Below are 20510 nucleotides of genomic sequence, written 5' to 3'. Positions count from 1 at the left end.
CCGGCCTGGTTTTCAAGGCCGAGGCTAAAACTTGTAGCGAATCCCGAGCGACGGCAGCAGCGGCAGGCTGTTGCGCCGCTCGTACGTCACCTGCGGCCGATCAGCGGCAGGGTCATACGATAACTGCGCGTCGAAGCCCGACGCGTTGTTGGCATTGAGCAGATTGATCACGTCCAGGTAGAACTGCCAGCGGCGATTCTTCCACCCTGGCCGGAACGTGACACGGACATCCACACGCGAGAACCTCGGCAGCCGGGCTGAATTGAGGTTCGACGCGCCACCATGGTCAAACGTCCACACCAGGAGACGTCTGGAGACCTGGGGTATCAACTCGCTGCGGTTACCGTCGCGATCGGCATCCGCCAAATCCTGCACCGCCGCCACCCGCACGCCCACCGGCGGCGAATACGGGAACCCGGACTGCACGCGTACGGTCGTCGCGACTTCGATGGTCGTGTTGAGGCGCAGATTCGCCACCATGCTGAACGCATGTGGCCGGTCGTAGTCGGCCGGCATCGTGATGCCGTACATCGTCTTCTCTGCGCGGCTGCGGGTGTATGAGATCCACCCGGTCAACGCCCGGCCGGCGGGAGACACGGACTGCCGCGCGAGGTACACCTCAATACCGGCCGCCTTCCCTCGCCCGCCGTTCACGGGCGCGCTCAGAATCTGCGCCTCACGCGGCACTTCCCCGACCAGGCTCGACGGAAAGTCGTAGACCGACGTGCGCGCGTCAACCTCTTCCGGGGTTTCGAGCCTGCCAATGACCAGATCGCGGAACTGCTTGTAGTAGCCCTCAACCCGCGCCACTACACCTGGCGCCAACGTGTGTTCCAGACCAACCACCGCGTGCCTCGCCCGTTCGGTCCCGACCCTTGCATCGTTTTCACTGGTGAGATTGACGAAGTAGTCGGACTGCAGCAGTTTTTCGTAGCCGGGGCTCTGGGTGAACGCGCCACCGGCCACGCGCAGGCGCGTGCGGGCGGTCAGGTCAGCCAGCAGCGACGCGCGCGGCGAGAGTGATGCGACACCGGTCACGCTGGTCTTGTCGAGGCGAACGCCAGGCTCCACACGAAGCCATGGCGTCACCATCCAGACATCGGACAGCCACGCGCCAAAGCGCCATGAGTCACGCGACGAGTCCAACAACGCCGGCAGCCCGGCCCCACCCTGGATGCTTGAGCCGTTTGCCACGCCGGGATTTCGCTCGCCGTCAATGCGCCATCCCCACTGCGTGGCCAGCACATGCGCCTCAACGCCGGCATCCAGCAAGTGTGACCGCCCGACCCTGATGGTGGTGTCCTGCCGAAGGGCCGTGTCCCGCACGGAAAGCTGGCGGGTGAAAATGATATTGGACAACGACTCCGAGTTATTGCTGACCGGCGCATTCGTCCGCCGCGCGCCTGTTTCGAACCGGCCGTCGAAGTCGATGTCATCGCGGTTGAGGTACCACGACGCCACAGTGCGGCTGGACACGCGAGAACCAAACGCCCGCTGCCACGAGACCGCCACCAGATCATTGCGGGCCTTGGTGCGAATCACCGCAGACTCACGCTCGGGCTCTCCAAACTCCGCGTCGGTGCTCTCACGACTCTTCAAGCCAAACACCGAGAGTTGCCCTCCGCCCGCCACGCGCCAGACCGCTTTGGCCTGCAAGTCCGAAAACGACGGCAAGTCGGCGTCGACAAATCGCTCTGCGACAACGTCGTAGTACGTCCTGCGGCCACTCAAGAGCCACGATCCCTGTGACGTGCCCGGCAGGCGCCCTTCGGCAATGATGTTGGCATCGGTCAGGGCCAGGGTGACGCTGCCCATTGCGCGACGCGCCGAATTCCCGGCGCGATTGTCGATAGTCAGGATGGACGACAAGCGGTCGCCGTATCTCGCGGGAAACGCGCCCGCAGTGAGTTCAAACGCCTCAACCGTTTCGGGGTTGAATGCACTCGTGAGCCCAAACAAACGGTACGGGTTGTGGATCTCCACGCCATCCATCACCGTCAGGTTCTGGTCTGGTCCGCCGCCGCGCACCGAGAGCCGGCTGTCGAAGTCATTGACGGCCGTGATGCCCGGTAGCGTGTGCAGCACTTTGAAGACGTTCTCGGCAGCGCCCGCCACGGTGGACACCTCAGCCGGCGTCAGCGCCAGCATGGACGGCGCCGTTGACGCACGCCCACGATCCGCGCTGACCGTCACCGTTTCGGTGACACCGGTTACGCGCATGTCGATGACAACCCGGCGGGTCTGCCCCGCGACAAGGGTGACCTCAATGGCCTTGGTGATTGTGAATCCCGTTGCGAGCGCCGTGATCGAGTAGCGGGCCGCTGGCAGATCTGCGACGAGGAAGCTGCCCTGCTCGTCGGTGGTGGTTTCGCGCCTCAGTGCGGGCGTCGTTCCAATCACGGTGACAAACGCGCCCGGAAGCGTAATGCCCCCTTCGGCCGCCACCGTTCCCGCGAGCGTGCCTGTTGTCTGTGCCGCCACGAGCCCAGGGCACAACCCACTCAGGAACAGGGCGATGCCCGCCAGACGCGACAGGGCTAGCGGCATTCGAACAGCACGATGTTGACGTTGGCGCGGTCCAGGCACCTGCGCGCGAGCAGGTTGCGCACAAGGACATCGGCGGGTCGCATTCGCGGCAGCGCGTGATACGCCACCAGCAGCCGGTCATGCTGGCGGAGGAGGCCGTCCATCTGCGCGGGATCAACAACCAGCGGCAGCGGCTTGCCCAGGTAGAAGTCGAACATGAAGGCATCCTGTCCAACCGCAGCCACAGGGCTGTCGGCCCAGTCTGCAGAAGGCGTGAGCCACGTGCGATAGTCGGCCGGGCTCACTGGTGGGTCCCAATCGAGCCACGTCTGCGCCACCCAGAGACCGCCGGTCACCGTGGCGATACCTGTGACCATGCCGACGGCCTTTTGCACCCGATTGGTCGAGCGTCGCTGCCACTGAAACGGCGCGAGGATTCCCGCAGCCAGGAAGATCGCCAGCATCGGCAGCCAGAACGAGAAGAACCGGGGATACACGGTGACCGCTTCGCCGGCCAGCCACAAGGTCAAGAGCGGAAGGCCGAGGGTCGCGAGGCCGAAAGCAGCCTCTCCCCTGGGCAACGTGAGAAGGCCAATCAGCAGCAGGACTCCGGCGATGGCCATCAGATTCCAGGATCGGATGGACAGGAGTTCGTCGGCGAAGCCCGACCATTGCACGCCAACCGTCATTCGCGTGGTCCTTGCGACGGTGCCGGCCGTGGCGGCAGCGGTGGCGCCGGCGTTGGCAGCGGCCGGCTCGTGAGACACGGCGAAGACGGGAAGGTCCGACACCAGATCGGTGACGCTCGGCAGGAACATCACGAGCGTGATGGCGCCGATTGCCAGGAATGAGCGATGCAGCCGGCGAGTGCCGTTGGCGGAACCGTCCGTTGATGGCGTGCGGCGGGCGGCGAGACTCCACGCCCAGAAAGCGAGGTACTGAATCGCGAGAATCCAGAACCCAAAAAGGTGGAACAACGGCAGGACGGCCGTGGAGATCGTGTGCACGCGCACCTGGCGAGAATCTCCGGTTCGAAGCACTCTGAAAAATGCATCAACAGACAACCAGGCCATGCAGGCCAGACCGGAGTAACCCCTGGCGGTTTGCGCCCAGACCATGAATGCCGGCGCCGCAGCCAGCAATGCCGCAGCACACAGGCCGACGGCCGGGCCCGCAAGGCGACGGCCAAACCGCCACGTGACCACGATCGCGCCGAGCGCGAGCAGAAACGCGGGAAGGCGAATCGCCCATTCGTAGGGCCCGAACACACGGACGGCCGCCGAGGCCAGAATCGAGTTTCCAAAGTGATTGTTGGACGTCTGCACACGCGTCGCCGACTCCCACCACGACCGGTCGACGATGAATTGGGACGCGGAGTACATCTCGTCGTATTCGAGCGAACGGCTGAGACCGGGAATCACCATCCACGCAAACGCCGCCATGATGCCGGCGAGCGCCGTCAGCTCCATCCACCGTGGTCCGGGCTGCGGTACCTGCTCCTCGGCGGGCGACGGGGATTGATGAACGGGCAACCAGCGGCGCGCCCACAGATGGAAGACCGCGAAGACCGCAAACGCCAGAAGCAGCAGGGCCGGCAGCTTGAGCACCTTGGCCCACTGCACCGGAGCGCTCGTCGGGCGGTAGTGCTTTGTGCCAAGCGATGCGACCTGCCCGGTGACGTCGCGAGCCAGCGCGTAGTACGACAGGACGCCGTCCGGGGATCGAGCGCCGGTCGGCACTGACACGACCGCCGTCCAACCGGTGTCTCCTTCGTGATCAAATCCGGGAACGGCGGCGGCCACGTCGGGTCTGGCGTTGACGTGCAGATCGGCCTGCGCGACACGAGCGCCTTTGCCGTCCGCGCACCGCTCCTCGCCCGGAATGGCGTCGCCCACCCGGCACACTTCAATACTGCTCAGGCCCACATCGTCGAGCGCCCAGCCAAAGAGCCGCACCGGCCCGGCAGGCACGTCGCCGTCAGCGGGCGCGTCGATGAACCCCATCGGCGGGTTGTCGGTGGCGGCCAGGGACGCATGCACGGTGACACGCTGACTGGGAGCCCCGTTGACCGCGATGATGACTTCGCCGACGGCCGGGCTCCCGACCAGACGTGAGGCCTCAAGCTGCACCTTGAGGCGGCCTGGGCCCGCTCCGCTGGCCGGCGTGATCGTCAACCACGGGACCGTTGCTTCGGCGCGCCAAGGCACAGCCGCTGTGTCTGTGCGATCGAGACGGATGGTCCGAGGGGGTGTGGCCTGCCAGCGACCGTCAGGCGACTGGATGGCGCGCAGATGCAGCACCACGGGGTCGGCGACGAGATTCTGCGCGCGGGCGGCAGAAACAGGGCCCGCCAAGGCGACGACCAACCCGATGGCCATGTGCACTCTGGAACGTACGCAGCAGCCGGTCATCCCACATCATGATGGCATGCGAACACTCATTGCAGCACTCATCGGCGTGGCGGTCATGGCCGGCACCGCCGGCGCCCAGACGCTCGATCCCAAGAAGGTCGAAGCGGGTCAGAAAGTCTACGTGGCGCAGAAGTGCTCCACGTGCCATGCGATCAAAAACACCGGCGGCAAGATGGCCAGCGCGCTGGGCGGCGTCGGCGCGAAGCTGACGGAAGCCGACATGAAGAAGTGGCTCACGGACACGGCTGCGATGGAGGCGAAGGTCACGCCGAAGCCGAAAGCGTCAATGACGTCGTACATGAAGACGCGCAAACTGACCCCCACCGACGTGGACGCGCTCGTCGCGTTTCTGATGAGCCAGAAGTAGGCGCGAAACAAATAGGGCGGCGAGGAGTCTCCTCCTCGCCGCCCTTGTAGCTTCGCCGGGTCTGAAGACCCGGCCTCCGAAAACCAGGACTCTGGACTCTGGACCCTGGACTAGTACCGGTAGTGATCCGGCTTGTACGGCCCGTCCACCGGCACGCCGATGTACTTCGCCTGCTCGGGCGAGAGCTTCGTCAGCTTCACACCCAGCTTGTCGAGGTGCAGCCGCGCCACCTTTTCGTCCAGGTGCTTCGGCAGCACGTAGACCTTCTTCTCGTAATTCGACGTGTGCGTGAAGAGTTCGATCTGCGCGATCACCTGGTTGCTGAAGCTCGCCGACATCACGAAGCTCGGGTGCCCCGTGGCGCAACCGAGGTTGAGCAACCGGCCTTCGGCCAGCACCAGCACGCTGTGGCCATCCGGGAACACGAACTCATCGAACTGCGGTTTGATGTTGATGCGCTCCACGCCCTGCTTCTTCAACCCGGCCATGTCGATCTCGTTGTCGAAGTGGCCGATGTTGCCCACGATGGCCTTGTCTTTCATCTGGGCCATGTGATCGACAGTGATGATGTTGTGGTTGCCGGTCGCCGTAATGAAGATGTCCGCCGTCTTCACCACGTCGTCGAGCGTGGTCACCTGGTACCCTTCCATTGCCGCCTGCAAGGCGCAAATCGGATCGATTTCGGTAATCACCACGCGTGCGCCCTGGCCCTTGAATGCCTGCGCGCAGCCCTTGCCCACGTCGCCGTAGCCGAGCACCACGGCCACCTTGCCGGCCAGCATCACGTCGCTCGCGCGCAGGATGCCGTCCGTCAGTGAGTGCCGGCAACCATAGAGGTTGTCGAACTTCGACTTCGTCACCGAGTCGTTGACGTTGATCGCGGGGAACAGGAGCGTGCCCGCGTTCATCATCTCGTAGAGGCGGTGGACGCCCGTGGTGGTCTCTTCGGTGACGCCCTTGATGTCCTTCGCCACCTGCGTGAAGCGGCCGGGGTTCGCCTTGAGCTGCGTGCGCAACAACTCCAGGATGACGCCCCACTCTTCGGGCTCCTTGTCTGCATCAAACGCCGGCACTTTACCGGCCTTCTCGAACTCCACCCCCTTGTGCACCAGCATCGTGACGTCCCCGCCGTCGTCGAGGATCATGTTGGGGCCGGAGCCGTCAGGCCACATCAGCGCCTGCTCGGTGCACCACCAGTATTCGTCCAGCGTCTCACCCTTCCATGCGAACACCGGGATGCCGCGCGGGTTTTCCACCGAGCCATCGCGCCCCACGGCCACACCGGCGGCCGCGTGATCCTGCGTCGAGAAGATGTTGCACGACACCCAGCGCACATCAGCGCCAAGGATGTCGAGGGTCTCCATGAGCACTGCCGTCTGGATGGTCATGTGCAGCGAGCCAATGATCTTCGCGCCCTGCAGCGGCAGCTGCCCTTTGTACTCGGCGCGGATCGCCATCAGGCCCGGCATTTCGTGTTCGGCAAGGCGAATCTCCTTGCGGCCCCACTCAGCCAGACTCAGGTCGGCCACCTTGAACGGAAGTTTGCCGGCGGCCTTCGCCAGGTCAAACGCGTGTGCAGTCATCGTTGCGGTCGTCATCACTCTCTCCTTGTCAGTCAACAAACACTCAGCTCACGACGGATCACAGGAGGCACGGAGTCGCAGAGTTTCCAGGTCTTTCAAGAGCCTTAACTCTGTGTCTCAGCGTCTCCCTGTAATCCGACGTCTCCAACTCTCCCTTTACGTCTTCCGGTTGCCACGAACAGCCCCGGCCCGCGGGCACCGGGGTCTTCGGGCAGATTCGTCACTCGAGTTTTTTCGAAACCCGCCTGCGTCAGAAACTTGCGCATCTGGTCGTCGCCGAAGCCCAGCCACACGTGCCCCATCTGCTGGCGGTAGTCCTCGCGATGGTGTGCGGCCATATCCACGATCAACACGCGGCCGCTGGGCTTCAGCACGCGAAAGGCCTCCGCCAGAGCCGCGGCAGGTGACGGCACGTGATGCAGCACAAGCAGGAGCACAGCTGCGTCGAGTGTGCGGTCTTTGATCGGCAGCGCCTCGAGCGCGCCCGTCCGCCACTCCACGTTCTTGAGCGCAGCCAGCCTGGACCGAGCCGCACCCAGCATCTCTTCAGACGCGTCAACGCCAATCACGTTGCCCACGTGTGGTGCCAGGGCGGCCGTGGCCAGGCCCGTGCCGCACCCGAGGTCGCCCACCACCCATGTGTCATCAAGCAGGCTCAGGAGAGACGATGAGAGGAAGTCGCGGCCGAAGAGATCATCGCGGACCAGGTCCCACTGACCGGCGGCAGATGCGAAGAACTTCTGCGAGGCGGCGGCGCGCAGTTTGAGCACTCGCTCCAGACGACGGGTATCCTGCGCGGCACTCGGCCGATCGGCCACCTCGTCACGCGTAATCCGCCACACCTGCGACCGCGACTCATCGTCGAGCGCCAGCGCGTAGTAGCGGCTGGTGCCGTCGCGGCGTGAGGCCAGCCAGCCTGCGTCGGCCAGGATCTTCAGCTGGCGGCTGACGGTGGATTGGGGCAACTGCAGCACCGTGCAGAGTTCCGACACGGTCAGCTCATGAGCCTCGAGCATGGTCAGCATCCGGCACCGGGTGGCGTCGGCCAGAGCTGAGAGCGAGTCGAGGAGTGGCGTGGCGGTGGCCATATAAATCCGTAAATCCGGATTTAAGGATATACACTGGTCGTGCTGCTGTCAAGGCGTCGGGCGATGGCGGGTCTCTCGGTCCGGACCGAGCACACTTCTTGCGTACGGCCGCGGTGGCACTGTCCGCTGGGACACGTCAAGAGTACCGGCGAGTCGCTATACTCAACGCGTTGAGTATGGGAACCCGCGCCCTTGGTCCCACGCTGGCCTGTGTTGTGGCGGTGTTGTCATCGTCAGGGCTCCGCGGCCAGAACGGCCTTTCCGGAAATGACCCCATCGCCGTACTTGATGCCCGCATCGCGGCCGGCGAATTGACCGTCACCTCGCGCGGAGTCCACGGGTACCTGGAAGGGCTGCTCGAGGCTCTCGACATCCCCCTGACCTCTCAGGGGCTGGTCTTCTCGCGCACCAGCCTGCAGACGGATCGGATCAGCCCCCGGGCGCCGCGCGCGCTCTACTTCAACGACGACGTCTACGTTGGCGCGGTCCAGGGCAGCCCCTTCCTTGAGGTGGCGTCGATCGATCCTGACGAGGGCGCGCGTTTCTACACCGTGAACCAGGACGGCGGGCACCGCCCGGTCTTCCAGCGTGAGACCACGCTTTGCCTGATGTGCCACGATTCAAAGGCCGTCACCGGCGGGGTACCGGGAGTGATCGTGCTCTCGGTCTTGGCCGACCGGCTCGGCTACACAATTGGGTCGCGGCAGGAAGGGTCGGTCACCGACAGCACGCCGTTTGTACGACGATTCGGAGGCTACTACGTGACCGGCACCCACGGTGCGCCGGGTCATGCGGGGAACACGATCTCGCCGTTGCTGGCCCACGAAGTGACCGGGCGCGACGCGTACGTGCGATCGTTCACCGACGCCAAAGCGGACAACGTCACCGATCTGTCACGACGGGTCAATACCGGGCGGTACCTCACTCCCCACAGCGACATTGTCGCGTTGCTGGTGCTGACACATCAGGCGCAGGTGCACAACCTGATCATCCAGGCGCACCGGGCCGGCCACTCGACGTCCACCGTGCCGTCCCTGCTGGAGGGCGCCGTGGACCGGTTGCTCAGCGAAATGCTTTTTGTGGGTGAGGCCCCGCTGAGTGGGCCCGTGCGGGGCACCACCGACTACGCGCGGGAGTTTGCTGCGCGCGGACCGGAAGACAAGCAGGGCCGTTCGCTGCGTGATCTGGAGCTGGACCGCCGGCTGTTCCGGTACCCGTTGAGTTTCCTGATCTATTCGGCTGCGTTCGACGCGCTGCCTGACAACGTGCGGCACCTGTTCTATGCGCGACTCGACGCCGTCCTGTCCGGGCAGGACCGGGACCAGGACTTCGCCCATTTGTCCACGGCAGACCGGGTGGCCATTCGTGAGATTCTCGATGCAACCAAGCCAGAGTTTGCCGCCCGGCGGATCGCTGGACGCTGACTACGGCACGTCACGCAGGTCGCTCGGCCCGCGACGCGGTGACGCAACAGCGCCGGCTGCCATACCATCCGCGTCTCGCCGTCCGCTCAGCCGGTGATCAGCTCGACCGCGCGGCGGAATGAGGGTGGATCAATGGCCGGAAAGCGGAAGAGCTCTGGCTCGATGGCGTCAAAGTACTCACGCAGGCGGCCCCGCTCCACCAGGCCGCGTTCGATTAGCGCAGCCACATCCCTCCGGTCTGTCTCATGGCCGCGTTCGATCTTGGCGAGGGCCTGCGCATAGAGGTCGTAATGGCGAAAGGTCACCGTGCCTTCTTGCGCAATGAACGGGCTGCGATCTTCCCACCCCGGCTTCACGGGAATGAAGTCGGCCGGCGACGCCAACTCCACATTGACGTTGAGTGATTCCTTGATCGCAGGAATGGCGCGCAGCAGGGCGTCGGCGCCTGGACCAAACGCCAGATCGATATCGATGGTGGAGTCGCGCCACCCTTCGGTCACCGCCGTGGCGCCGCCGACGAGATAGACCTGCAGGGGACCGCGTGCGGCCTTCGCCAGGGCGGTCATGAACGCACGCAGGCGCTCCGCGTCTACGGCCGCACGCATGCCAGGGCCCGTTCAAAGCTGACAAGGCGGCGGACGAGCGCGTTGTGGCGGCTGTGCGCCGCCAGGCCGTGCGTGTCTTCCAGCCGTGCGTAGAGCTGATGTTCGGGCGCCACGGCTGATGGGCTGGCCGGCACCGTCAATCCGAAGGACCGCAACTTCGACGCACCAATCCGGACGAGCAGCGCCTCAATGGACTCGGTCCCGTCCTCGAGATCACGCAGCCCCTTGAGCACGAGGTCGGCTCCCGGAAGTGCCGTGAGTGTGCGGGCGTCCACGGGGCAATTATAGCGACCAGCCGGTGCGTCGTGCCCTTGGAGAATCATCTGACCCGCTGGATAAAATATATCCTGATGGTTTAGTGCTTATTAATACAACTTTTAGCTTATAATCAGGCTCATTAATTTCTAAGGAGCCTTTCCATGCCCACCGCCCTTCGCGACTTTCTCGAAATCCCCTACGACAAGCTTGAAGAGATGAACCTGGCCACCAAAGAGGCCCGGCGCAAGCGCACGCCCGCCCACAAGGCGCGCGAACGCCAGATGAAGTACCTGACGGACGAAAAGCGCATCAAGGCCGTCACCGTGTGTTTCTCGGACCTCGAGGGCCGGATGCACGCCCTCGACTACGACAAGAAGTTCCTGCTCAAGAGCGCCGACAACCTGACGTTTGACGGATCCTCCATTCGAGGATTCTCGCAGCAGGCCGAGTCGGATCTGCGGCTCTCCATCGACTGGCCGGCGTTCTACATGCTGCCGTCCGACGTGTTTGGCCCGGGCAAGACGCTGGTGTTTGCCGATGTCATGGAAAAGGACGGCACGCCGTACGTGGCGGACCTGCGGTCGCAGCTCAAGGCCTACACCGAGAAGCGGTTCGCCAAGGACGCGTCGGTGTTCAACGCCGCCATGGAAATCGAAGGCTTCCTGTTCAAGGGGCGTGACGCCGAGCGGCACTACCACGAGACGGGCGCATTCGACCTGATCAGCACCGGTGGCTACTACCACTCACTGCCGGGTGACGCGCTGCGGCTCTTCATCGACAGCGCCGCTGAAGTGCAGCGCGCGATGGGGTTCGAAAATGAAAAAGACCACCCGGAGGTGGCGCCGTCGCAGTTCGAGATGAACTACTCGTACACCGAAGTGAACATTGCGGCCGACCAGGTGCTGCTCTACAAGTTGCTGTGCCGGCAGGTGGCCGCGCGCATGGATCTGACGGCGAGCTTCCTGCCGAAGCCGATGACCGGCGTCAACGGCAACGGTATGCACACGAACCTTTCGATTTCGAAGAACGGCAAAAACACGTTCTTCGACGCGAAGGGTCAGGACCAGATTTCGAAGGGCGCCTGGAACTTCATCGATCGCATCCTGGCCAGTGGCCAGGAGATCTGCCTGGCGCTCAACCCGAGCGTCAACGCCTATCGCCGGCTGGACCCGCACTACGAAGCGCCCAACCAGATCAAGGCGTCGGCCGTGAATCGCGGGGCGATGGTCCGCATTCCGATTGGCAACGAGAAATCAGCCCGCGTCGAAGTGCGGTCCATTGCGCCCGACGCCAACCCGTACCTCGCGCTCTACGCCCTTCTACGCACCGGCCTCGAAGGCCCGCTCGGCGACGAGGATGCCGAAACGCGGCGGTCGCGCACGAAGTTCCTGCCCGACAACATCTACGACGCCATCCGCCTTTTCAAAGGCAGCAAGTTCATGGCCGAACTGCTGGGCGACGAAGTGCACGGTCGTTATATCGACGTCAAAGCCGCCCAGGCAGACCGCTGCCCGAAGGCGCTGGGCTCACGCATCAAGACGGCGGAAGTCCAGTTCCACCACGAGGTCACGAACCAGTACCTCTGGTCGCAGTTTTAGAGGTCCAGGGTCCAGGGTCCAGAGTCCAGGGTCCTGAGGGCATGAAGAACAATCCGTTTGCGGGGCTTCGCGGACAGCTGGGGCTGCCTGAGGTGGTGGGGCCGGATTCAAGCGCTGGGCGGTCGGCGCCCAGCGTTCCAGCGGCGGACACTGGACCCAGGACTCTGGACGCAGGACCAATCCGAGCCGTCGTCCGCATGGAACGCGCCGGACGTGGAGGGAAGGAAGCCACGGTCGTCGAGCAACTCGGTCTCTCGGCCACTGAACTCGACGAGTGGCTCAAGGCCCTCAAGGCGGCGCTCGGGTGCGGCGGCAGCGTTGAAGGCGACGCCCTGATGCTGCAGGGCGATCACCGCAAACGCCTCCCTGCCGTGCTGACTGCGCGAGGGGTTCGCAAGGTCATCATCGGCTGACACGCGTGTTGCCCTCTTCGGAGGCCGGGTCTTCAGACCCGGCGCACGCCCTATCGCTTGACCATTTCCAGGTACGCCACGTTCTCGAACAAGTCCATGAAGACGCGCTGGGACGCGATCGACGCGTGGGGGATCTCTGACGAGAACTCGCGCACCTCGTCCGGCGTCCGGTACAGGAGCCACCAGTCCATCAGGGCCTCCATCCATCCGTCTTCCATCATGCGAACGAAGTTCGCAACGATCAGCGTCCCCCCTGGCCGGAGCGCGTCAAAGAGTTGAGCCGTCAGTCGTGGGCAAACCGGGGCGCGAGGTAGTCGTAGAGCCCCGCAGAGTAGATGAAGTCCATGCCATCGAGCGTGTGCCGGCCGGTAATGATGTCGCGAACCGATGCTTCCACTGGCGTGACACCGTCGTGTGCTTGTTCGTGCGCCACCACATCGAGGCTCGCCGGATCCTGGTCGATCAACTGGAGGGTGTCGAACGCCCGTGAGCGCACCGCGAGTGAGCGTTGGCCTTCACGAAAGTGGCCGCCGGCAATGACGGCAACCCTGGGTCGAGAGACGGTGGCCGCAAGCGCGTCCAGACGCGAGGCGAAAAAATCTCGGCGCCAGCGCACGCTCGCAAAGCCTGTGCTTTCGCGGCGCATCCACGACAGGATGGCGCGGCCGCGATCGGTCGTCCCTTCAGGCACGGGCGCACTGCCATAGATGTAGTCGAGCAGTACGGCGTCACCCGCGTAGCCTCGCGGCTTGTCGAACCCACGCCGCGAGTAGGGGCACTCGTGGGCAATCTGCCGCAGCTCGCGCGCGTGGGCGCTGGCACTCGCCTCCCGCCACTCGTCAACGCCGGTTCGGGCCTTGAGCGAATGCAGGCCCAGCCCGGTTGCTTCCATGGCCTGTGTGATGTTGCCGGCGGCAAACAAGCCGGCCCAGTGATCCCAGGCCGGGACCGTCGCAGCATCAGCCTGCAACAGCGATTCGGAGAGTGAGTGTGGATTCATAGGACGAACTCCCTGTTAAACGCGACGTCGAACGAAAACGATCGGGTGGTGCGCACGGCTTCCATGCGATCGGCGATGCGGTTGAGCCGATCGGGAATGGCGAGCAGTAATGCCTGGCTTCGTTTGCCGCGCTCGGTCCGCGGGGCCAGCGACTCAATCCGCCAGTACTTGAGCAACTCCTGGACGATGCCGCGGTAGTCGCGGAGCGTGTAGATGCCGGCCCGCGACGCCACTTCGGCAAGCTCACGAAACTGGGGCATTGAGCCTCCGGGCATCGCCATGAGCGGCATCACGGCAGCGGCCGACACCAGTGCTTCCTCCACGTCGCGCGCCAGAATTTCTGCAAATACGGTGCGGTAGAAGGCGTAGTGGCGCGCTTCATCCCGGGCCACGACTTTGAGGAAGCCTCCGATCGTCTCTTCGTATTGCCCGGTGATGGCGGCGGTTTTGGCGTGCGCCATCTGCGTCGCGCGTTCCTGCAGCGAGGTGTAGACAAACACGCGATAGGGATCACCGTCCCAGCCGGACTCCCAGCCATGGCGGACGTAGGTGAAGCGCATACGGTCCAGCTCGATTTCGTCCAGGATTCCGGTGAGACCGACGTACGCGCCGATCACCTGGGCGTGGCGATCCTCTTCGGCCGTCCACTGATGCAGCCACGTCCAGAAGTGCGCGCCCTTGGGCAACAGCTCGCCCAGCGCCTGGTGAAACAGCGGGAGTCCTTCCTCGGTCACGAGATTCAGCGCCAGGCAGGCGCGCGCGGCGGTGGGAATGCCCGCGGCCTCGGCCTGCATCTGCGCCAGGCGCGGTGCGTCATCGGGGCGATACGGCCGCGGCAACATCGCGCTGGGCCACCACTGCTCTGTTTTGTTTGTGTGCTGCGCCAGCAGTTGAGCGACGGGTTCTTCGATGTCCTTCAGCACGTCGGACGCGGCCCTGGAAGGGACCGGCGGGGTAATCAGCGTGGCAGCCATGCCCTGAAGACGGACGCGGCGCCGAGTTTCCTACGGGCGCTTGGTCACTTCGAGGAATGTGATGGTGTTCTGCGAATCACGGAACTGCCGCACACAAGCGACATCGGCCCTCGGCAGCGCATCGATCAGGTCGAGCATGTCCTGATCGGTCCGGTAGATCAGGTGCCAGTCCATGAAACTCTCCATGTAACCGACATCAGGGATGTCTGGGAGGAAGTTTGCCAGCAGCAGGGTTCCGTGTGGACGGAGTGCGGCAAACATGGTTGACGTGAGGCGTTCGGCGACCGGCTTCGACAGGTAGTCGTAGAGGCCGGCGGAATAGACCAGGTCAACTGGTTCGAGTTGCAGCTTCCCGCTGAGAATCTGGCGCACCGAGCCGTGAACGGTCGCGGCTCCCAGGTGAGCATAGGCGAGACTGACCACATCAAGGCTCTGTTCGTCGGCATCAATCGCCGTCACGCGCGCCCTTCCCTGCGCGGCGGCGACCGAGAGTTCCATCTCTCTGAGGTGCCCTGCCGCGATGGCGGCAACCTCGATCGGCCGCCCGGCAGTGTCGGCCACCGCGTCGATGGTCCTGGCGAGGACGCGACGACGCTCCCGGACACCCTCCGGTGCCGGCGCGTGCTGTGTGGTGTAGCGAAACACCTCATCAGCCGGCGTCTCCAGCTGTTCCTGCTGGTGACCATAGATGTAGTCCATCATCACGGCGTCGCCGGCATATCCGCGCGGTTTCGAGAACGCGCGGAACGTGAATGGGTCGGCATGCATGTATTCGCGGATGGGATGTGCCAGGGCCTGACTGGCAAATCGCTTCCAATCATAGGCTCCGAGCCTAAGCCACTGCCCGGCCAGCATTCGCACGAGTCGATCCGTGCCTTCATGTGCGCGTCCGGACTGAATGAGGTGGAGGGCTGTGTCCATGCACAGGGTGACGGACGTGGGCCGCAGTTTCCCCGAACCCCCGACGCGTCGTCACCTCATGGGAAATTGCTTCCGGTGTCCGTCACCTTGGAGCAAGGAGACTTCCATGACACTACTCGTTCGAATCATCACGTCGGTCGTCGCGCTGGCCGTTGTGCCGGCCTCATCGCTCGCGCAGGCGCAGTCAACCGTGACCGCGACCTCTGCATACTCAACAGTTGCCCCAGGAACCACCAGCGCGAAGGGGCGCTGGGACATCACATACACATTCAGCGGACTGTGTCCGACCTGTGGGGAAGGCGCCGTCGCGCAGGTTGTGATCGACGTAAGGCCTGCGGTCGTCCTCAGCGTCCTCGAAGACAGAGACCAGTGGCTGGTCACGGCATCGGCAACGGGCGCCCCAACGTTTACTCGCCGTGGGGCTTCCAGCGGATCCGTCGTGCTCAGGGTTCGAGCCGAGGCCTTGTTGTCCCAGGTCACCGCCGGAGTCGTCAATTGGACCGGTCGGCACAGTGGCTTGACCGCCGACGTCGCTGGGGCCATTGAGGGCCCCGTCGCAGCTGCCGCCCCGACGCCCAGATGGTCCACGCTCGTCGGAGGAGGTTTCAGCTTTCTTCGCGATGACTACACGGACTTCGACATTGAAGACGATATTCTGGGTGATCAAGAACGACAGCCAGTGGCGGGCCACCGCCTTAACGGGCATCGGCTTCGAAGTCGGCAAGAAGGTGGGGCTGTTGGTGGGCCTGGAATACACGGCTGGCACGTCGGCACTGGTGGATGCCTTTACCGCGGGCATCTCTTACCGAATGGGCAGCGACGCGTCGCTGGTCTTCGGCATCTCGCGGGCGAAGGGCCGAGAACTCAGCGCGGGATTTGAGCGCGCGGCGGCCGCTCATGTCAGTGCGAATGCGGCCAAGTTTCCGGCGATCTCTGCCAGGAGTGACGGGCAGGGACTCGAGAGGCCGACAGCCTACGATGGGCTGCCAATCAAGGACATTGCCTATGCTGGCCGCACGATCACCGACAGCTGGAACGCGCACTTCTTCGTGGGCGTGACGTTCCCCATCAGCATCAAACTTGGATTCGACAAGGACCTGAAGCAGTTGGCGAAGGACGACGGCAAGAAGTAGCGAACCTGAGCGCGACCGCACCAGCCGGGACCGGGGCCAGCTGCCCTGATTGACTTGCGAGCGAAACCCACGCAGAATCCACCGGGTTTCGTTCACAGGTCAACAGGCAGGCTGGCTCCTACCGATGTCATCGGCGTCACACGAGATCTATCTTGCCCACGCGGACCTGATTGAGCGTGCCTTAGCGACGGTGTGCCGGCGGAACAGCGTGTTTGGTGCCGACGCCGAAGACTTCTCAAGTACAGCGCGCCTGCATCTGATTGAGGATGACTATGCCGTGCTGAGGCGGTTCGAGGGGCGCAGTTCCCTGCCGACGTACCTGACTGTCGTCATCACCAGACAGTTCCAGGACTGGCGCAACGCCAAGTGGGGCAAGTGGCGGCCATCGGCTGAAGCCAAGCGCCTGGGACCGACCGCGGTGCGTCTAGAGACTCTCACAGTACGAGATCGCCTTTCTCTTGACGAAGCCTACGAACTCCTGCGGTCCAAATATGAAGTCACGGAGTCGCGCGCGGAGGTTGAGGCGCTGGCCGTGCGCTTTCCGATCCGACACAAGCGGTCGTTTGTGGACGATACCGTAATCAACACATTGCCGACGCCCATACCACCCCCTGATGACGATGTCGCTGGCCGGGAAGCGGCGGTCATGGCCCACCATGTGTCAGGTGTGCTGACCACCGAGGTCCGGAAACTCCCGGCTCAGGACCGTCTGATCCTCAAGATGCGGTTCGAAGATGATTGCCCTATTGCCGATATTGCCCGTGCCCTTCGGCTGGAGGCCAAGCCCTTGTATCGCCGCATTGAAAAGGTATTAACCGCACTGCGGACTTCATTGGAGGCCGAAGGCATAACGGCCGCCGCCATTGCGGGTGCTATGGCCGATCGGGGATTCCATTTCCTCGAAGCCGGGGAAACCCGGAACGACGTCCGTCCCTTCGATCGAAGCGGCCACGCGTCGGCCCTGACTGGAGGACACCGTGAGTGACGGTCGTCACCCGACGCCGGGTTGCGTGGACGCCGAGACGCTGGCCGCCCTCATCGACGGCCGACTGGAGCCGCGCGAGCGCGCGGCGGTCGAGGCGCATCTGGCCGAGTGCGCGGACTGCTACGAGGTGTGGATGGACGGGGTTCAGCTGAGTGCAACACTGGGGACTCCCGCCCCCGTTCAAGCGCCTCGTCCGGTAGGGTTTTCTGCCCGGGCGGCAAGGGCAGGAGCCGTAGCCGCAGCCGTGGCGTTGTTGGCCTTGACGGCATACACCTTTTGGCCAAGGGGACAACGCCCCGAAATAGCATCGCTCGTTGTCGCAGTCGCGACAGCTCGTCCGATTGAAGCTCGGCTCAGCGGCGGCTTTGCCTGGGGACCGGTGCCATCGGTCACACGCTCGGGCGCCCAAGCTCAGCCTGCCTCTGCTGTACAGATTGCTGCGGGCGAGTTGCAGCAAAAACTGGAGCGGAGTCGGACAGCGAAGACCCTGGCGGCCTTCGCTAGCGGGCAAGCGGTGCTGGCTTCGCCGCAATCGCTCGATGAGGCCATCCGGGCTCTCAAAGAAGCTACGGCTCTTGCGCCAAGCAACGGATCGTATTGGTCGGACCTCGCCGCAGTGCACTTCGCCCGCTATCAATTGTCTGGGGACCCGCTCGATCTGCCTGAATCGCAGGAAGCGGTTGAATTGGCCCTCGTTCAAGCACCTGATCTGGCCGAAGCAAGATTCAATCGTGCGCTGATCCTTGAGCGGTTGGGCCTGCTCGAAGAGGCGCTCCAGGCGTGGCGCGTTTACCTTGCCGTGGATAGTAGTTCTCCGTGGGCGGCCGAGGCGTCCAAGCACATAGAGGCACTTGCGCGAAGAGCCGACAAGGTGAGTGATGCCCCCGGCCCCTCGGCCATTCGCGACAAGCTCTTCGACAGCGTCATGCCAAGTTGGGCTGCGGCTCCCGACTCCAAGGCCAGGACGACGGCACTCGCTGAGGCGAATGACATTGTGGCTTCCCTGGCAACATACCCAGACGCCCTCGCCAGGGAGGTTGTTCGAACAGTGACTGGCGCTTCGCCCACGGCGGTCGATCGGCTTCGAGCGGGACACACCGCTTACGCGAGAGCCAGGAAATACTACCTTGCGAACCGGTATGGCGACGCGGCTAAGGAGTTCAGTGTTGCCTCCCAAGCCCTGAGTGCAGCAGATAGCCCACTTGCCCACGCGGCCAATACGTCGATTGCGGTCGCTCAGTACCTAAGTGGACGCGTGGCGGAGGCGGAGTACCGGCTCAAGATCATCCGAGGTCAGCTTCAAGATCGCGGCTATCCCAGCCTGCTGGGCAAAGTGGACTGGATGCTTGGAGTCATCGCACTGATTGGGGGCGACTACCGCAGTTCCGAGTCGTACTACGAGCAAGCCGCTGGGTTTTTCGAGGGGGTCGGCGAAATCGACAATTGGGCGTTCATGCAAGTGTTGCTGGGCGAGCGCTTCGATCGAGCGGGTGACGTAACTCGAGCCTGGGAAAAGCGGATACAGGCCCTCCCAATTACGCGTCGGAGTGGCGCACTTCTTGAGGCGGCGCGAGCTGCCCGCGCGTCAGGCTTCATCAGGACCGCGTTGATGCTGGAGACCGGGGCCGCCGACCGAGCCCGCTCTGCGAGCAAGCCTCTGGACTTGGCGGATGCACTCCGGCAACTGGCCATGAGCTTGGCCGTGGCCGGACGCCACGATGAGTCTCGAAGCCGGTTGCGGGAAGCGGCTTCGATTCTTGCGTCCGACGATCCGAGTTGGAATCGGATGAGAGCGGAGGTTGACCTCGCGATCGCGTGGTCCACCGATGCGGCCCATTTTCAGGAGGGACTAGAGGCCAGTAAACGTTCACTGCAGTACTTTTTCAACGCGGACGCCGTAGGCCGCCTGCCGGAAGTCCACCTCGCAAAAGCCAGGTTGCTTCAGATGTCGGGCGACGTTCAGGCGGCACGGATCGAACTCGATCGCGGAATCGCCCTGCTCGACGAACAACTGGAGACTGTCACAGAGCCCCAACTGCGCGCGACGTTCCAGAACCTATTGGCACGATTTGGAGACGAGACCATCCTTCTGGAGGTCAAAGCCGGACGCTACGATCGGGCATGGGAGGCGGCTGAGCAATCCCGGGCCTGGCGGGCGAACACTGCCTCTCAACGGACGGCAGCACGGCTGCAAATCACAGAGGTTCAGGGGCAGCTTCCACCCCGAGCGGCTACACTGTATTTCGCGGTTGCGGATGAAGAGACGTTTGTGTGGGTTCTGCGCAAGACCACTCTGAGTTTCGCATCGATCCGCATCTCCCGGACCGAGGTCGGCCGTCTCGTCGAAGCATTCACCATCTCGACCGGTTCGGAATCTGTTGGCCGTGAGCTCTGGCATCGGCTCATGGAGCCTGTCAGCAGTTCGCTTGACGGAGTCGATGATTTGGTCGTGGTACCAGACGGGCCGCTGCACTTGCTTCCATTTGCGGCGCTGCCTGGAGGGCACAGCAGATTTCTAATCGAGGAACACTCGGTATTGGTTGCACCGAACGTCGCAGTGGCACTCCGTCGGCGAACGGCTATTCGCCGAGCCGAAACAGTCTTAGCGATCGGCAACCCAGACAATGCCCGCACGGCATACCCATTCCTGCCTGACCTGCCTGGAGCCAATCTCGAAGCGCGTATGGTCGCGGACGCTTTTGGTGCGGAGAGCCAGCTGCTGACAGGCAGCGAAGCCACAGCTGAACGCGTGATGCCAGCGCTGGCTAACGCACGTGTCATTCATTTCGCGAGCCACGCATTAGTCAACCGTGTTGAGCCAGGCCAGTCGGCGCTCGTGCTGGCGGGTGACTCTACGATCACGGCCGACGAGATCGCCGCCACCAGTCTCGTCGGTACCCAACTCGTTGTGCTGGCGGCCTGTGAGTCGGCGAAGGGCCGCCTCACTCGAAGCGGTCCATTGGGGTTGGCTAATGCATTCTTGAGGGCCGGTGCTCACTTGGTGGTGGCGGGCTATTTGGCTGTCGACGACCGAGCCTCGCTGGAGCTCTTTCGCCGATTCTATGGTCACTTTCGCGAGACGGAGAACCCGGCCGCGGCTCTCAGGCGCGCTCAACTGGCTCTCCTGCGGTCTGGTGATCCAGCACTCAATCAACCCAAGCACTGGGCAACCTTGGGCGCTTTCGGCGAAATCAACTACGACGCAACTCGATGAGACAACAAGG

At 63.8% G+C, this 20510-nt stretch carries 17 protein-coding genes; 7 read left to right on the top strand and 10 right to left on the bottom strand.

The window, feature by feature from the left end; all coding sequences use genetic code 11:
• Positions 1-24: 24 nt before the first annotated feature.
• A complete protein-coding gene (locus tag IPL75_07125; GenBank protein MBK9240028.1) occupies positions 25-2547 on the bottom strand; it encodes a TonB-dependent receptor in 2523 nt (840 codons plus the stop codon).
• Positions 2538-4904 (bottom strand): BACON domain-containing protein, encoded by a 2367-nt coding sequence (locus tag IPL75_07120; GenBank protein ID MBK9240027.1) that lies wholly within the window; start codon positions 4902-4904, stop codon positions 2538-2540. Before IPL75_07120 ends, IPL75_07125 begins: the two co-directional genes overlap by 10 nt.
• A gap of 49 nt (positions 4905-4953) precedes the next feature.
• On the opposite strand from IPL75_07120, the gene IPL75_07115 reads away from it, so the two are divergent.
• Positions 4954-5304 (top strand): cytochrome c, encoded by a 351-nt coding sequence (locus IPL75_07115; GenBank protein MBK9240026.1) that lies wholly within the window; start codon positions 4954-4956, stop codon positions 5302-5304.
• A 110-nt stretch (positions 5305-5414) separates the two neighbouring features.
• Here the strand turns inward: IPL75_07115 and IPL75_07110 are convergent, their stop codons facing one another.
• Both IPL75_07110 and IPL75_07105 read right to left on the bottom strand, forming a co-directional pair.
• Complete coding sequence (locus IPL75_07110; protein ID MBK9240025.1) at positions 5415-6902, bottom strand: adenosylhomocysteinase; 1488 nt, start codon at positions 6900-6902, stop codon at positions 5415-5417.
• Positions 6903-6991: 89 nt separating this feature from the next.
• Positions 6992-7975, bottom strand: coding sequence for a metalloregulator ArsR/SmtB family transcription factor (locus IPL75_07105; GenBank protein ID MBK9240024.1), 984 nt, complete (start codon positions 7973-7975; stop codon positions 6992-6994).
• A 176-nt stretch (positions 7976-8151) separates the two neighbouring features.
• On the opposite strand from IPL75_07105, the gene IPL75_07100 reads away from it, so the two are divergent.
• Positions 8152-9399: a hypothetical protein gene (locus tag IPL75_07100; GenBank protein ID MBK9240023.1), complete on the top strand. Its 1248-nt coding sequence runs from the start codon at positions 8152-8154 to the stop codon at positions 9397-9399.
• 86 nt (positions 9400-9485) lie between these two features.
• Here IPL75_07100 and IPL75_07095 read toward each other — a convergent pair whose 3' ends face one another.
• Positions 9486-10004: a hypothetical protein gene (locus IPL75_07095; GenBank protein ID MBK9240022.1), complete on the bottom strand. Its 519-nt coding sequence runs from the start codon at positions 10002-10004 to the stop codon at positions 9486-9488.
• The gene (locus IPL75_07090) at positions 9989-10279 is read right to left on the bottom strand and encodes a hypothetical protein (protein ID MBK9240021.1); all 291 of its coding nucleotides are present in this window, start codon (positions 10277-10279) and stop codon (positions 9989-9991) included. The genes IPL75_07095 and IPL75_07090 overlap by 16 nt, the downstream gene beginning before the upstream one ends.
• Before the next feature lie 144 nt (positions 10280-10423).
• Here IPL75_07090 and IPL75_07085 point away from each other — a divergent pair, with 144 nt between their 5' ends.
• A complete protein-coding gene (locus IPL75_07085; GenBank protein ID MBK9240020.1) occupies positions 10424-11860 on the top strand; it encodes a glutamine synthetase in 1437 nt (478 codons plus the stop codon).
• A 41-nt stretch (positions 11861-11901) separates the two neighbouring features.
• Positions 11902-12273: a translation initiation factor gene (locus IPL75_07080; protein MBK9240019.1), complete on the top strand. Its 372-nt coding sequence runs from the start codon at positions 11902-11904 to the stop codon at positions 12271-12273.
• Between the two features lie 50 nt (positions 12274-12323).
• Here the strand turns inward: IPL75_07080 and IPL75_07075 are convergent, their stop codons facing one another.
• The 4 genes from IPL75_07075 to IPL75_07060 all read right to left on the bottom strand — a co-directional run bounded on the left by IPL75_07075 (position 12324) and on the right by IPL75_07060 (position 15168).
• Positions 12324-12494: a hypothetical protein gene (locus tag IPL75_07075; GenBank protein ID MBK9240018.1), complete on the bottom strand. Its 171-nt coding sequence runs from the start codon at positions 12492-12494 to the stop codon at positions 12324-12326.
• 62 nt (positions 12495-12556) lie between these two features.
• Complete coding sequence (locus IPL75_07070) at positions 12557-13273, bottom strand: hypothetical protein (GenBank protein ID MBK9240017.1); 717 nt, start codon at positions 13271-13273, stop codon at positions 12557-12559.
• Entirely contained in the window at positions 13270-14247 is a 978-nt protein-coding gene (locus IPL75_07065) for an acyl-ACP desaturase (protein MBK9240016.1), read from the bottom strand. Before IPL75_07065 ends, IPL75_07070 begins: the two co-directional genes overlap by 4 nt.
• Positions 14248-14277: 30 nt before the next feature.
• Positions 14278-15168, bottom strand: a complete 891-nt coding sequence (locus IPL75_07060; GenBank protein ID MBK9240015.1) for a class I SAM-dependent methyltransferase — start codon at positions 15166-15168, stop codon at positions 14278-14280.
• A gap of 659 nt (positions 15169-15827) precedes the next feature.
• Between IPL75_07060 and IPL75_07055 the strand changes: the two genes are divergently transcribed.
• From IPL75_07055 to IPL75_07045, 3 genes are all read left to right on the top strand, one after another.
• Positions 15828-16301: a hypothetical protein gene (locus IPL75_07055; protein MBK9240014.1), complete on the top strand. Its 474-nt coding sequence runs from the start codon at positions 15828-15830 to the stop codon at positions 16299-16301.
• A gap of 124 nt (positions 16302-16425) precedes the next feature.
• On the top strand, positions 16426-17286 hold the full coding sequence (locus IPL75_07050) for a sigma-70 family RNA polymerase sigma factor (GenBank protein ID MBK9240013.1): 861 nt from the start codon (positions 16426-16428) through the stop codon (positions 17284-17286).
• Positions 17287-17311: 25 nt separating this feature from the next.
• Positions 17312-20500 (top strand): CHAT domain-containing protein, encoded by a 3189-nt coding sequence (locus IPL75_07045; protein ID MBK9240012.1) that lies wholly within the window; start codon positions 17312-17314, stop codon positions 20498-20500.
• Positions 20501-20510 lie beyond the last annotated feature (10 nt).

The sequence above is a fragment of the Acidobacteriota bacterium genome, assembly GCA_016716905.1.
GTDB lineage: Bacteria > Acidobacteriota > Vicinamibacteria > Vicinamibacterales > SCN-69-37 > SYFT01.
Note: the sequence above shows the minus strand (reverse complement) of the source record. Positions and strands in the feature narration are given on the sequence as shown.